At 65.9% G+C, this 13,937-nt stretch carries 11 protein-coding genes; 7 read left to right on the plus strand and 4 right to left on the minus strand.

The window, feature by feature from the left end; all coding sequences use genetic code 11:
• The first annotated feature begins 5 nt into the window (after positions 1-5).
• The 3 genes from AAF481_03175 to AAF481_03185 are packed head-to-tail and all read left to right on the plus strand — an operon-like array spanning position 6 to position 3,739.
• A complete protein-coding gene (locus AAF481_03175) occupies positions 6-1,199 on the plus strand; it encodes an HlyD family efflux transporter periplasmic adaptor subunit (GenBank protein ID MEM7480154.1) in 1,194 nt (397 codons plus the stop codon).
• Positions 1,200-1,210: 11 nt separating this feature from the next.
• Positions 1,211-2,479, plus strand: coding sequence for an HlyD family efflux transporter periplasmic adaptor subunit (locus AAF481_03180; protein ID MEM7480155.1), 1,269 nt, complete (start codon positions 1,211-1,213; stop codon positions 2,477-2,479).
• A 24-nt stretch (positions 2,480-2,503) separates the two neighbouring features.
• Positions 2,504-3,739, plus strand: coding sequence for an ABC transporter permease (locus AAF481_03185; protein ID MEM7480156.1), 1,236 nt, complete (start codon positions 2,504-2,506; stop codon positions 3,737-3,739).
• Positions 3,740-3,775: 36 nt separating this feature from the next.
• Here AAF481_03185 and AAF481_03190 read toward each other — a convergent pair whose 3' ends face one another.
• Entirely contained in the window at positions 3,776-5,281 is a 1,506-nt protein-coding gene (locus tag AAF481_03190) for a hypothetical protein (protein ID MEM7480157.1), read from the minus strand.
• Positions 5,282-5,441: 160 nt separating this feature from the next.
• A complete protein-coding gene (locus AAF481_03195) occupies positions 5,442-7,058 on the minus strand; it encodes a glycosyltransferase family 87 protein (GenBank protein ID MEM7480158.1) in 1,617 nt (538 codons plus the stop codon).
• Here AAF481_03195 and AAF481_03200 point away from each other — a divergent pair.
• The 3 genes from AAF481_03200 to AAF481_03210 all read left to right on the plus strand — a co-directional run bounded on the left by AAF481_03200 (position 7,047) and on the right by AAF481_03210 (position 9,868).
• Positions 7,047-7,568: a hypothetical protein gene (locus AAF481_03200; GenBank protein MEM7480159.1), complete on the plus strand. Its 522-nt coding sequence runs from the start codon at positions 7,047-7,049 to the stop codon at positions 7,566-7,568. The genes AAF481_03195 and AAF481_03200 overlap by 12 nt on opposite strands.
• Positions 7,561-8,742, plus strand: coding sequence for a threonine synthase (locus AAF481_03205; GenBank protein ID MEM7480160.1), 1,182 nt, complete (start codon positions 7,561-7,563; stop codon positions 8,740-8,742). Before AAF481_03200 ends, AAF481_03205 begins: the two co-directional genes overlap by 8 nt.
• Positions 8,743-9,136: 394 nt before the next feature.
• Positions 9,137-9,868 carry a hypothetical protein gene (locus tag AAF481_03210; GenBank protein ID MEM7480161.1) on the plus strand — a complete coding sequence of 244 codons (732 nt, stop codon included), beginning with the start codon at positions 9,137-9,139 and terminating at the stop codon, positions 9,866-9,868.
• Positions 9,869-10,020: 152 nt separating this feature from the next.
• Here the strand turns inward: AAF481_03210 and AAF481_03215 are convergent, their stop codons facing one another.
• Together AAF481_03215 and AAF481_03220 are read right to left on the minus strand one after the other, a co-directional pair.
• The gene (locus tag AAF481_03215; GenBank protein ID MEM7480162.1) at positions 10,021-11,871 is read right to left on the minus strand and encodes a protein kinase; all 1,851 of its coding nucleotides are present in this window, start codon (positions 11,869-11,871) and stop codon (positions 10,021-10,023) included.
• Positions 11,872-11,888: 17 nt separating this feature from the next.
• The gene (locus AAF481_03220) at positions 11,889-12,461 is read right to left on the minus strand and encodes a sigma-70 family RNA polymerase sigma factor (GenBank protein MEM7480163.1); all 573 of its coding nucleotides are present in this window, start codon (positions 12,459-12,461) and stop codon (positions 11,889-11,891) included.
• A gap of 269 nt (positions 12,462-12,730) precedes the next feature.
• Here AAF481_03220 and AAF481_03225 point away from each other — a divergent pair, with 269 nt between their 5' ends.
• A complete protein-coding gene (locus AAF481_03225) occupies positions 12,731-13,906 on the plus strand; it encodes an acetyl-CoA C-acyltransferase (protein MEM7480164.1) in 1,176 nt (391 codons plus the stop codon).
• The last annotated feature ends 31 nt before the right edge of the window (positions 13,907-13,937 follow it).

Consider the following 13,937-nt stretch of genomic DNA (forward strand, 5'->3'; position numbering starts at 1 on the left):
TGCCGGTGAAGCAGCTCGCCTGGATCGTCGCCGCGGTGGGTCTGCTGTGGCTCGTCGGTTCCTTCCTGGTGAGCGGCGACGACCGGGTCTGGGCGGTGGTCGAGCGCGGGGACCTGGTGGTGGGCATCGAGGTGGAGGGCACGCTGCGGGCGGCGCGGTCCGACCTGGTGGGACCGCCTTCTCTCCAGGGTCTTTCGAGCTTCAAGATCGCCTCGCTGCTGCCGGAGGGCCAGAGCGTCCAGGCGGGCACGCCGGTGATCCGGTTCGACACCTCGGAGCTACAGCGGGAACTGCAGGAAAAGATGGCCGTGCGCGAAGCGGCGGACAAGGAGCTGGAGAAGCTCCGCACCAACCTGGCCTCGGAGCGTCGCACCACGGAGCTGTCTCAGGCGGAGGCCGCCGGCCGGTTGCGGCGGGCGCAGCTCAAAGTCGACGTGCCGGCCGATCTGGTCGGTGCCGACGAGCTGGAGACGGCGCGCATCGACCTCGACCTGGCGGAGAAAGAGGTGGCGCACTTCGCCGAGCGCCTCGACTTGATGAAGCGCCAGCAGGGCGCCCAGATCGCCTCCTGGCGCGAGCGGCGAGATCGCGCCGCCGCCCGGGTGGCGGAGGTGCGCGGCCAGATCGAGAGCATGACCGTGCGGGCGCCGCGGGACGGCACTTTTCTCCATCGCGCCAACGTTCGCGGCGAGAAAAAGCGCGCCGGCGATAGCGTGTGGCGGCGCGAGAAGATCGGCGAGATCCCGGACCTCAGCCGGATGATGGCCGACGGCGAGGTGGACGAGGCGGAGGCCGGCCGGCTGGCGGTGGGCCAGGCGGTGAACCTGCGCCTCGACGCCCATCCGGACCGCCTGTACCGCGGGCGCCTGGTGAGGATCGCCGAGTCCGTGCGCCAGAAGTCGCGCGGCAATCCCCTCAAGGTCGTCGGCCTGGAGATCGAGCTGAGCGAGACGGATCCGGCGCGCATGCGGCCGGGCATGCGCTTCCGGGGCGCCATCGAGCTGGAGCGCGCCGAAGGGGTGCTGCTGGCGCCGGAGGAGGCGGTGATCGGCACCGCCGAGGGCGCTGTCGCCTGGCGCAAGGGCCTGTGGGGCGTCGAGGAGGTGCAGCCCACCCTCGGCCGGCGCAACGGCGAGGAAGTCGAGATCCTGGCCGGGCTCGAGGCCGGCGATCGGCTGGCCCTCGGAGGGTCGCCGTGAGGCGCCTCGCCATGACTGCTCTGCTTTTGCTCGCCGCAGCCGGTCTGCTGGCAGTGATGGCCCTGGCCTGGAGCGATCGCTCCGCTGCGGAGGTTCCCACCGCCCGGGTGGAGCTCACCGAATTCGTGCGCAAGGTGCCGGCGGAGGGTTACCTGCGCTCGGTGCGGGCCAACGACCTGGTGGTGCCGTCGGCGGTCAACGGTCCGGTGCGCATCGCCTGGATCGTGGAAGACGGCAGCGCCGTCGCAGCCGGGGATGTGGTGGTGCGGCTCGATCCTTCGGGTTTCGAGGAGCGCCTGACCCAGGCGCGGGACGACCGCGTGCGCACCGGTCTCGAAACCTCGTCGGAGAGGGCAACGAGCCGCGCCGACCTGGCGAATCTCGATCGCGACGCGGAACTCGCCCGCCTGGAACTCGACGCCGCGGAGCGCTTCCAGAAAAAGGACGAGACCATCTTTTCGCGCAGCGAGATCATCGAGTCGGAGATCGACGGCGAACTCGCGGACCATCGCCGCCGCCACGCCGAGGCGTCGAAGAGCGACCGCCAGCGTCTCTCGCGCACGGAACTGGAACTCCTCGGCATCCGCCGCCGCCAGGCAGAGCGGAAGATCGGCGCCGCCGAGGAGAGCCTGGAGGCGCTGGAATTGACTGCCCCGGACGACGGCATCCTCGTGCTCAAGTCGGACCGCCGCGGCAACCCGCCGCGGGTGGGGGACACCACCTGGGCCGGCCAGACGCTGGCCCAACTGCCGGACCTGACGGAGATGGAGGCGGAAGTCTGGGTGCTGGAGGCCGATGCCGGCGGCCTCGAAGCCGGGAAGTCGGCGGAGGTGGTGGTCGAAGCCCACCCGGACCGCAGTCACCGGGCCACCATCAGCCGGGTGGACAAGGTGGCCCGGCCACGGCGGCGCGGCTCGCCGGTGCAGTACTTTTCCGTCGTCCTCGCCTTGGAGAGCACCGACCCCAAGACCATGAAGCCCGGCCAGCGGGTGGCCGCCAAACTGCTGGCGGAAGAGCGGAGCGCCGCCCTGACGGTGCCCCGGCAGGCGATCTTCGAGGGCGATGACGGGCCGCTGATCTACCGCCGCGCCGCCGGCGCCTTCGAGCCGGTGGAGGTGGAAGTGCTGTCGACGTTTCTCGGCAAGGCGGTGGTGCGCGGAACGGACCCAGCACCGGTGGCGGAAGGGGACGTGGTCGCCCTGCGCGACCCGACGGCCGCGGAGCCTAGGGCATTGGAGCGGACCGACGGTGGCGGCAGCGGAGTGCTGCCGAATGAGTAGGGGCGCCCCATGAGTCGCGGCGCCATGAACTTTCGCGAAAGTTTCGCCAGCGCCCTCGAAAACCTGGCCGGCCACAAGCTCCGCTCCGGCTTGACCATGCTCGGCATGATCTTCGGCGTCGGCGCGGTGATCGCCATGCTCTCGATCGGCGCCGGGGCGGAGCAGCAGGCCCTGGGGATGATCCAGAGCCTCGGCCTCGACAACATCCTGGTGCGCGATGCGTCGCCGGATGGCGAGGAGTTGGAGGAGATTCGCCGCCGCACCCCCGGCCTGTCGCCGCGCGACGCCCTGGCCCTGGAAGAAGCCGTCGAAGGTGTCGCGGAAGCCTCGCCGCGGGTCCTGATCGAGCCCTATCGGGTGTTTTCCGCCGACGGCCGGAGCGGGGCCCCGGTCTTCGGCGTGTCCCATCGCCACGCCCAGCTCGCCGGCCTCCGCCTGGCCGAGGGGCGCTTCTTCGACGCCCACGACGAGCGCGACCACGCTCAGGTGTGCGTCATCGGCGCGGTGGTGCGCCGCGAGCTGTTCGGCTTCGGCCCGGCCATCGGTGACGACCTCAAGGTCGACGACCAGTGGTTCGAGGTGATCGGCGTGCTGGCCGAGGGCGGCTCCAACGCCGACTCCTTCCAGGGCGTCCAGCTCGGCGATCCGGCGCGGGAGATCTACCTGCCGGTGTCGACGGCGCTGCGCAAGCTCGAAAAGAGCCCCCTCGACGCTCCTTTGACGGAGATCGTCGTGCGCCTGGAAAAGGGCGCCTCGGCCAGGCGAACGGGGGAATCCATCGCCGGCCTGCTGGAGCGCCTGCACGCCGGCGCCGAGGACTACCGGCTGGTCATTCCCGAAGCCCTGCTGGAGCAGAACCGGCGCGCCCAGCGCCTGTTCAACGTGGTGATGGGCGCGATCGCCGGCATCTCGCTGCTGGTCGGCGGCATCGGCATCATGAACATCATGCTGGCGACGGTGTTGGAGCGCACCCGCGAGATTGGTGTGCGGCGCGCCGTCGGCGCTCGCCGCCGGGATATCCAGTTCCAGTTCCTGACCGAGGCCTTCGCGATCAGCCTCCTGGGCGGCGGCGCCGGAGTGCTGCTGGGGCTCGGCATCGCCCGCGGGGTGGCCCTGTGGGCGGACTGGGAAACGGTGGTCACCCTCGGTTCGGTGATCTTGTCCACCGGCGTCGCCATGGCGGTGGGACTGGCCTCCGGCTACTACCCGGCGGTGCGCGCGGCGCGCCTCGATCCGGTGGACGCCCTGCGCTACGAGTAAGTCGAGTTCGGTACGCACCGGACTCGACCTTTCATCTCAATTCAGACACGATCCGTTGTCGTCACCGATCTGCGTCAGGCGAGTCAGGACGGTGGATGGCGACCCTGCCGTGAAGTAGACGTCGCCTCCCGCCCAAGAAATGCTGTTGACGTTGTGGAATCTGAAGACTTCCCATACCAGCTTCTGCCGGAAGGGCGCACAGTCGAAGCCGCAGCGGAATTTCAGTTTGGTGGTCGCCACCTGCGGGAGATTGCCAAGCCCGAGCGCGAAGCTGCCGTCGGCGCTTGTCACGCGGAAGCCTTTCCCGTTTGCCCCAGGCAGGGCGACTTCTTCATCGCAACCGGGGAAGTGAGTCGAGTCAATGGTGCCGGAGTCCATGTCAATGACCTCGACTTTGATGTTTTCGTCTTCGCAGTCTCCGAACGGGCTGAGAAGGAACCAACCTCCGTTTCCTAGATTTAGGGGGTTCTCGGTGAACGGCGCGCTGGAGTCCTTCTGTGCTTCAAAGCGCTTCTGAATAACGTCCTCTCGATGAGTCGTTCCCAGCTTGCAGCCGATGGTGGTTTTCACCCTGAACAGGCCGCGCCAGGCCAATGGGCTCCAGGGATCGTTTCTCTGAAAGTCGTTGTGGCAAAAGTTCAGTGGCCGGGTGGTGGTTTCGAACCACTTCTGGGTTGTTCCTCCGGAAGAGGTGGAGATCACCGGGCTGCCGGCCCACCTACGCGTGTTTCCGTAGTCCCAGCAGTCTGTGCCACCGGAAAGCGTAGGATTCAGTAGCTTGCCGCCGCCGGGAACTCCGTAGAAGATGGCCGCGTTCACCATGTCGCCGATGGAGTGGGAGACGAGTTGTTTGCCTGTCGGCAGGTGAGTGATCTCGCCGATCGCGTTTCCCCAGATCGGGTTGTGCCTGACTCGAAAGGTGCTGTTCTGGGTGACGTTGCCAAGCGCGTTACCGTCGTTGATTACAGAGCACTGGTCTAGGAGATTCCCGTAGCGGGGATAGCCCCGCCAGGACTTCCACGAGGCGCCTGGCGAGTAGCCGGCAGGCGTTGACGAGTTCATCCAGGTTCGATGGTCGAAGATGGATTGGTTGATGTATCGCGTGATCGGTGCTGTCCCCGGAAGGTTGGTTGAGAACGCATATCCATGAGTGAACTCGAGGGCATAGCCAAGGCTTGGAGCTGGATTCGGTTCCGGAGCGTCCATGTGGTCAACCTGCGTCGGGCTGTACACCCGGTAGAACGGTGCTGTGTTTGGAGTTGTCGCGTCACGAGCGATGTAGTAGGTCTCGCGAAACCCCTCGGAACCGAACGGAAAAGCTGTTCCCTGATCGAGCCAGAACGGATTGGTCAGGGAGTCGCCGTTGCCGAAGTTGGGCATCCAGTGGTTACCCAGCCGGGTCAATGGGATGAAGTGGTTCTCCCACGGAATGTCGGTACGGTTCCCTGGCGGAGTGCCCGCCGGCGCTTCGCAGGTTTGTGATTGTGCCGCGCCGGCAAGAGCCAGCGAACAGACAAGGACGAGACTGGAGACTCTGTTCATGGTCTTAACCTCCGTTGTCAGAATTATATATAAATTCATATGTCATAATAATCATACATTTGAAGAATTGCAATCCGGCATGGGGAGAGCGCTCGCGAACCTGCAAGAGAATTCGTGGACCTAGCCTTGCCTCGGGTGACGGCGCTCGAGCCGTCGCCGGTCAACTCGGATCTTTATGGGCTCGGAGTGATGCTCTCATCGCGACATAGACGAGGATGATCCATAGGACCAAGACTCCGTAGGTTCGCAGGGAGATGAGCTGAATCCAGCCGCCTTGTCGAAGGAACGGATGGTCGATTGGCAAGGGGAGGCTGATCACGAGCAGAGAAATGCCTAGCGGAATCCACAGAAGGGAAGGAATCTGCTTCTGGTCAACGACCAGGGAACAGAGCCAAAACAGACTGGGGAAGACGAAAATCAAGTGATGCTCCCACGCCAGCGGCGAAACCAAGAACATCGTTGGCATGAGCAAGGCGAACCCGAAATTGATTCGGCTGGCTTCCGTCTGACGTCGGAGTCTGTAGGTTGCGACCATCGAGATTCCGATCATGCCCACCGCCAGCAGGTAGGTGCTCGCTTGGCCGGCGAGGGGAACTGAGAGGTCCGTCGGGGTGCAGTTGGGGGCGAGAAAAAACCTGGACACCAGACCGTTGAAGCTCTGGTTGTATGGACAGGCCGGCGAGAACAAGAACTCCGGCACTTTGCCGTAGGCAAGGGATGGGCGGATGACCTCAAACCACTCCTTCCAAGTGCCGGGGGGGGCCAAGAATCTACTGACGGTAGCGGAACCGAAGAGCACCAGAAGTGAGGCCGAGAGGGCCTTCCACCGCCTCTCAAGCACGAGGAGCGCAAGCAGGATGACGGGCGACTGTTTCAGCAGGACGGCCAAAGCGATAGAGATTCCGGGCCACCAGCCGTCCCGGCTTCGAAGGCCGAGCCATGCCAGGCAGATTAGTACGATGACCATGAAATTCACCTGGCTGTGCACAAGGGTCTGGGTCGAGGGAAAGCTGATTAGGAGCAGAGCGCAGACGAAGAAACCCAAGGTGGAGTCGGAAAACCGGCCGATTCGAAAAGCGAGAAGGTAGGCGAGGAGTACCAGAAGCAGGTGGTTTCCGATCACCATCAGCCATTTTGCGGTGTCGTAGGATACGAGAGAAAAGGGGAAGAGCGGAACCAGGCTAGAGGGCGGATAGAGGTAGGGAAAAATGGGCTGCTTGATGATGGTACCCTGCTGCGCCATGGTGGCGAAGTCGTAGGGCGATCGTCCTTCCACGAAGGCCATCTGAGCGGAAAAATAGAACGAGGGGAGATCGGCATGGAGGAGGCGCTGCTGCCTGTAGCCGTAGTGAAAAAGCAAGTAGCCCTCGAAGAACAGGAAGAGGACCAGCGCGATTTTCTTGCGCCGCCGACTGAGGTTGGCCGGCGAGTCGACCCTCGTAGAGGCCTCGGGTGATTCGGCTGACGAGAGTACGGAAGTAGGCGTCGTGGGACGCTCTCCGACATCTGGTTCAAGTTGATCACTCATCTTTCGGGTTTTCCCTCGGTGGCCTCTTTCTTGACCTTGAATTTGCCGGCCCTGAGGCAGAAATCCTCTGGACTCGGTGTCTCTCGGATCCTCCCGCCCGACGTTTGCAAGCAGAGGTTCAAGGGATGGTATCTTGTGGTCCTCACCATGGGTCGCTTTCTTCTCCTCTTCACCTTGATTCAGTTCGGTGCTTGGGGTTGTGCTCGGGATGCCCCGGTAGCGGAATCGGCGCCGGCCGTGCGTGCGCAACGTGCGCCCTTCGTCCCGCCGGCGGATGGGCGCCTGGAGGCGGCGCAGATCGAGCGCTACTTGACCGTTTTGCGCCGCGCCGCGGTGCTGCGGCGGGAACTGGTGGACGACCTCGCGCCGCATCTGAAGGTCCCCAAGAAACATGGAATTCGAGAGTCCATCGGTGCCTGGAAGGACGGTGCCTGGAAGGACCTGTCGGCGATCGAGGATCCGGAGGAGTGCGCCGTCGAGGAGCTCGGGTTCGACCTCGAGGAACACCGCTGGGTGACGGAGCGGCTGGAGGAGACGGAACTGCTGGCGGTGGAGCGGGAAATGCGCCAGGAGGTGCTGTGGGGTACCGGCGACGACGGCCGAAGCGGCCCGGACTACAGCGTTGCCGAGATCGACGAAGTACAGCTCGAAGGGCTCAGCCCGGAGGACCGGGCGGTGGAGGAGAATCTTGCCCTCGTCCGTCGCTATGCCCGTGCCCTGGCGAGCGCCCGGGCGGCGGAGGACGCCACCGATGTCTGACGGGCCGGTGTCCGACGGCGGCGAAGGCGAATGCTGGGCGACCCATCTCTCCTGCTCGAGGAGCGGCGAGACGGCACCCCTCGACGAGCCGGCCTTTCTGTCACCCCGGGGCGCGCCGTGGTTGGTGAACTATCTCCTCGACCCGACCCGCGGCCAGGCGCTGCGCGAGCGCCTGCCGGGCCGGCCCTGGACCCTGTGGCGTTACCGGGAACTGCTGCCGCTGGCGGACTTCGCCGGCCGCCTGGATCTCGGCGAAGGCGGAACGCCGCTGCTGCGGCTCAGGAAGGCTCCGGTCCGCTGCCGCCTGTGGCTGAAAGAAGAGGCGGGCAATCCCACCGGCTCCTTCAAGGCCCGGGGCCTGTCCCTCGCCGTCAACCGGGCGCGGGAGCTGGGGGCGCCGGGGGTGGAGCTGCCGAGCGCCGGTAATGCGGCCCTCGCCCTTTGTGCCTACGCTGCCGCAGCCGGCCTGCCGGCGCGGGTCGCCATGCCCGAGGACACTCCCTCGAACATCATGCGGCGCTGCCGCGATCATGGCGCCGAGGTGCTCACCTCGCCGGGCACGCTGGTGGATGCCGCCGGCCGGCTGTCGGGGGACGACCGTGGCTACTGGAATCTCTCCACCTTGAAGGAGCCCTACCGCGCCGAGGGCAAGAAGACCATAGGCCTCGAACTGGCGGAGCAGTTCGGCTGGCGGCTGCCGGACTGGATCGTCTATCCCACCGGCGGCGGTACGGGAATCGTCGGCATGGCGAAAGCCTTCGACGAATTGGAGGCGCTGGGTTTGATCGGCTCCGAGAGGCCACGTTTCGCGGTGGTGCAGATGGCCGGCTGTGCCCCAATCGTGCGGGCTTTCAGGCAGCGCAAGACCGAAGCCACGGCTTGGGAGAACCCGGAGACCCGCGCCTGGGGCCTGCGGGTGCCGAAGGCGATCGGCGATTTTCTGATCCTCGAGGCCCTCTACGCCACCGACGGCCGCGCCGTCGCCATCGAGGAGGATCGCCTGCCGGCGGTGACCGCCGAATCGGCCCGCCGGCACGGTGTGCGGTTGGGGCCGGAGGGCGCCGCCTGCCTGGCGGCGGTGGAGGACCTCGCGGCTGTCGGCGAGATCCAAGGGGATCACCGGGTGGTCGTATTTCAGACCGGCCACCCCGACAACTACCTAAGTGCTGAGTAACGGCTTCGCCGATTCTTTCAGCACCTAGGTCATTCGTTGTTCTGAGCGGGCTTGGCGCCCGCCCGCGGTCCGCCCCTCAGCCGAAAAAATAGGGCTTTTCGGCCTCGCTCCGTCCTCGGCGGCTTCGCTGCCGATTCGCCCCTTGGGCTCAGGTCTAGGCCCAAGCAGTGGTGATTTGCCTCGCCCACGTATCCCCGTCTTCGGCTTGATTCTTGTGACCTTTGATTTTTTTGAGCCACTTTGGTGTTCGTTTGCGCATTCCTTCCATCGGTACGAGGATTCGAGCCAGCGGCGCCGGTCACCCATCACTTTCCTGCGACCTCTGGCCATCCGGTTCTTTTGATCCCTCGTCGGCGGATATCCCGCCGACGAAGTATGCCAGGAGGTTTCTAGAATGAAGCGTTTGACCCTTTTGTTCGCCGTTCTCGCTCTGCTTTTCTTCGTCCCTTCGGCCTTCGCCCAGCCGCCCTGTGAGGTGCCGGACGACGGTTCCGGCACGGTGACGATGCCGCCGGAGGACTGCGGCTACGTCAGCCCGGACGACTTCCACCTGATGGTCAACGGTCTTCCGCCGGGCACCACGATCATCGTCAAGCCGATCCATGGTTGGTTCGTCTGCGGCAAGGAGCGCACCGGGGCGGTGCAGGAGAGTGGCTGTGTCATCGGCGGTACGCCAGAGACCGGTGAGACCGAGCAGTTCGACTCCATCGTCCAGCTCCAGTTGATCGGCAAGGGCGGAGCCCTCGAGGGCTACAACCGGACGATCAACGTGCCGGCGAACGTCACCACCAAGGTCGGCCCCCGCTTCCCGGGCGATCGCGTGCAGAGTTTCGAAACCGAGATGCAGAACCTCGGTGGCGCCATCGCCGGTGATCCGGACTTTGCCTACCTGTCGATCAAGGCGGGATCGGACAACGGACTGCCGAGTCCGGGCCGCACCACTCTCACTCAGCAGTCGAACGGCACCTGGCGCGTCGACAGCGACTTCTACGTGAACTACCGCTTCGACTTCGAGGGTGCCCAGGGAAGTCTGCTAGAAGGTAGCGGCGGCACCAGCGAAGGCGTTGTCCGGATGTCCGCCGCGGCGGCCAAGGATTCCAACACCGATGCCGACACGGCCAACTGAGATCTGAGCCGATTCTTTGCAGGGGTTCAGCCTCTGGCTGACCCCTCGGCCTCGGCCAAGGCCCGCCGCGGACGAATCGCCTTCGGCGGGTGTCTTACCAAACGAGCCGTAGCGCACCGCACATCGCGGTGGCCGCCGGCTCGTTTTTCGCGTCAACGGTCAAAACCGGCAGCAGCGCTCTGACCCTCCGGCGGGGCCCGGTCGTTCACCGTCGCGAGGATTGCCTCGGCCAAGTCGGCGCTGCCGCTGCGCTCTAGTGTCTGGCTCAGGGAAACGAGGTCCTCGGCCGCATGATGAGAAATGTCGAAGGGCTGCCGCCGAAAGTGCGCCAGGGCCTCCCGGGCAAGAAAGCGCGCCGCCTCCTGCTCGCCCTCTGCCAGGTTGATGGACGCCAGTTGGGCGAGGACGGCGACTCGCACGGAGGGGTCCGGGTCGCTCTGCCGACGCAGTCGGTCGAGGGACTGCTCCAGGAAGTACCGTGCTCGATCGCGGATGCCGAGTTGCAAGTAGCCGCGCCCGAGCTGTTCGAGGACCAGGCTGCCGCTCGAGAGATCCTCGGCCAGTTGCTCGGCGACCTCCTCCGACCGTCGATCGAGCAGCTCCCGGAGAGTCAACGGGCCCTCGGCCGACAGCGAATCGTTTTCGAGCAGGTCCGAGACCAGGCGGGTGAGGCCCTCGGAGCGGGCACGTTCCTGCGCCGCCAAGCGCTGCCCCCGGTCCGCCTCCAGGCTCTGCCAGGCGACAGCGACGACGAGCACCGCGACCAGGGCGAGGGCCGCCGCCATCCAACGGTTACGTCGCAGTTTCTTGCCCAGCCGATAGATCGTCGAATCCCGGCGGACGGCGATCGGTAACCCCTGGCGGTGCCGATTCAAATCCTCCATCAGGTCGCTGATGGAGGGGTAGCGCCGGTCCGGGTCCGGCTCGAGGGCATGGCGCAGGATGGTGTCCAGGTCGCCGCGCAGGGCTCGCCGAAGTCCCCGAGCGTCGGTCGAGCGCTGAGCGGCCGCGGCATCGCAAGCCGGATCTGACGGATCGATGGTCTGGCTCGGTGGACTCCAGGGTTCGGCGAGAATGGTGCGGGCCATCTCCGCCGGTGCCCGAGTGGCGGGTAGGTAGGGGCGCCGGCCGGTCAGCAGGCGATAGAGGATTACCCCCAGGGAGTAGACATCCGATCGGCCGGTGACCGGGTGGCCGAGGAGCTGCTCCGGGCTGGCGTACTCCGGGGTCATCGCCCACAGGCCGGTGGCCGTCTGTTCGACCGCTTCGGTGGGGTCCGGCGCCACCACCTTGGCGATGCCGAAGTCCAGGAGCTTGGGTTGGCCCTCGGCGTTCACCAGGATGTTGCTGGGCTTCAGGTCGCGGTGGACTACCCTGAACCGGTGGGCGTAGGCGGTAGCGGAGCAGGCCATCAGAAACAGGTCGAGACGTTGGTCGAGGGTCCGTCGGCGCCGATCGCACCAGACATCGATCGGTTCGCCGGCAACGAACTCCATCACCAGGTAGGGAAACCCGCCGTCGGAGGTTCCGCCGTCGAGCAGGCGGGCGATATTCGGATGCTCCAGGCCGGCGAGGATCTGACGCTCGGCGACAAAACGCCGGGCCACCTCGCCGCCGCGGGAAATTAGCTTGATGGCGACTTCCTTCGAGAAGGAGTCGTCGGAACGGCTGGCGAGGTAGACGGTGCCCATGCCGCCCCGACCGAGAATCCGGCGGGTGCGGTAGGGACCGATGGTGCAGCGCGCCGGCAGGTCCTGCGAAGAAGCGGTGAGGAAATCGCCGGCGCTGTCGTGGGATCGCAGCAGCGCGAGGGTTTCGCGTAGCATTTCGTCATCGTCGCCGGTCTGGCGGCGGAGCCACTCCATGCGCTCTTCGGGCGGTTGTTCGACGGCCCGCGCAAAGAGTGACTTGACCCGCTGAAAGCGCTCCTGCTCCCGACGTGCCGCCGAGTCCGTCGGCGGGCCGTCGGGCTGTCGCCGAGGTGTCGATGCGGACTCGTCCATCGCTTTCTTCTGCTCCTTCAGCCGGAGGCGAGGCGACGGTGGAGCCAGGCTCGAGCGGTGGTCCACTCGCGCTTGACGGTGGCGACGGAGACCTCCAGGACCGAGGCGGTTTCCGCCAGGGTGAGGCCGACGAAGTAGCGTAGCTCGACAATCCGGGCTTGCTGCGGGTCGAGCCGACCCAGGGCGTCCAGGGCCCGGTCGAGGGCCAGCAGCTCGGTCTTCTGCTCGGCAAAGCCGTCCAGCCGCTCGTCGAGTACCAGATGGCCCCGTTCGCCGCCGCGCTTCTGGGCATTGCGCTGGCGGCCGTAGTCCACCAGGATGCGGCGCATCACCCGCGCCGCCACCCCGATGAACTGTTCGCGGTTTTGCCAGCTCAGGTCGGCCTGGCTGTCCAGGCGCAGGTAGGCCTCGTGCATCAGGGCCGTCGCCTGTAGGGTGTGCTCCCGGCCCTCGCGGTAGAGGTAGCCCCGCGCCAAGCGATGGAGTTCTCGGAATAGGCTGCGGTAGATCCGCTCGAAAGCGGTCGAATCTCCACGGCTCCACTGGTGGAGATCGCGGGTGAGTTCCGATGCGATCGGTTCGTTGACCACGACGCCTTGAGCCTTTATCTTCAACCCTTTAGAATTAGGTATTTATATGTTCCAAATACTGTAAAATTCTAGCATGGCAATGGGCCTGTGTGGTGGCCGGACTGCGATGGTGGGCACTTGGCGGGTGCGGGAAGAATGGTCTCGAGGGCGGAGATGACGGCGAGCGCGATCTGAGGCATCATAGGGCGGCGCGGCAGTGCCGGCCCGGCGTGGACCGTGCCCATCCGAACGCCCATTGAGTGTCCAACAGGAGTTTTCCAGATATGCAGATTCAAGACCTGGTGCTGGTCGACGGCTTGCGCACGCCGATGGCCGCCTTCAACGGTTCGTTCACGCGCACCTCAGCCATCGACCTCGGCGCCCACGCGGCGCGGGCGCTGCTGGAGAAGAGCGGCGTGGCCCCTTCGGACATCGACCACGTGATGGTCGGCAATGTGCTCCAGACCTCCAAGGACGCCATCTACGGCGGCCGCCACGTCGCCCTCAAAGCGGGTATTCCCCAGGAGGTGCCGGCCCTCACCGTCAATCGCCTGTGCGGTTCCGGGGTTGAGGCGGTAATCCAAGGGGCCCTGCGCATCCTGTCCGGCGATGCCATCACCTGCCTGGTCGGTGGCATGGAGAACATGACCCAGGCGCCGCATGTGGTGTGGGGTGCTCGCCAGGGCTTTCGCTTCGCCAGCGCCGGTTTCGAGGACTACCTGCTGACCTCGCTGATGGACCCGTACTGCGGCTGCTACATGGCGCAGACCTCGAACAACCTGGCGAACGACTACGGCATCAGCCGGCAAGAGCAGGATGCCTACGCCGTGAGCAGCCAGCAGCGGGCGGCGGCTGCGGCCGATCGCTTGGTGGAGGAGATCGCACCGATCGAGGTGGGTCGCGGCAAGCGGGCGAAGACCGTCGAGCGGGACGAGCATCCGCGGCCGGAGACCACCGTCGAGAGCCTGGCGAAACTTCCGCCGGCCTTCGATGAGAACGGATACGTCACCGCCGGCAACGCCTCGGGCATTGTCGACGGCGCCGCCATGCTGATCCTCACCACCGCCGAGAAGGCAGCGGCCGAGGGTTGGAACGTCCTGGCGCGGCTGCGCGGTTGGTCCACCGTCGGGGTCGATCCGTCGCGCATGGGTATCGGTCCGGCGCCGGCCATCCGCAAGGCCCTGGAGAACGCCGGCCTGGAGCTGGCGGATCTCGACCTGATCGAGATCAACGAGGCCTTTGCCGGCCAGATTCTCGCCTGCGTCAAGGAACTCGGTCTCGATACGGAAAAGCTCAACGTCAACGGCGGCGCCATTGCCCTGGGGCATCCCCTGGGCGCCACCGGTGCGCGCATCACTTTGACCCTGGCCAAGGAACTCGGTCGGCGCGGCGGCGGCCTCGGCGTCGCTTCCGCCTGCATCGGCGGTGGCCAGGGCATCGCCCTGATCCTCGAAGCGGGTGCTTGATCGAACGTGATCGCTCCGCCCGCTGAATCCA

It is taken from the genome of Acidobacteriota bacterium, from assembly GCA_039030395.1.
In the GTDB taxonomy this organism is placed as follows: domain Bacteria; phylum Acidobacteriota; class Thermoanaerobaculia; order Multivoradales; family JBCCEF01; genus JBCCEF01.

Excerpts from the sequence above, each read along its gene's own strand:
- AAF481_03180 (MEM7480155.1), top strand. The coding sequence starts at position 1,211 with ATGACTGCTCTGCTTTTGCTCGCCGCAGCCGGTCTGCTGGCAGTGATG.
- AAF481_03185 (MEM7480156.1), top strand. The coding sequence starts at position 2,504 with ATGAACTTTCGCGAAAGTTTCGCCAGCGCCCTCGAAAACCTGGCCGGC.
- AAF481_03190 (MEM7480157.1), bottom strand. The coding sequence starts at position 5,281 with ATGAACAGAGTCTCCAGTCTCGTCCTTGTCTGTTCGCTGGCTCTTGCC.
- AAF481_03205 (MEM7480160.1), top strand. The coding sequence starts at position 7,561 with ATGTCTGACGGGCCGGTGTCCGACGGCGGCGAAGGCGAATGCTGGGCG.
- AAF481_03210 (MEM7480161.1), top strand. The coding sequence starts at position 9,137 with ATGAAGCGTTTGACCCTTTTGTTCGCCGTTCTCGCTCTGCTTTTCTTC.
- AAF481_03215 (MEM7480162.1), bottom strand. The coding sequence starts at position 11,871 with ATGGACGAGTCCGCATCGACACCTCGGCGACAGCCCGACGGCCCGCCG.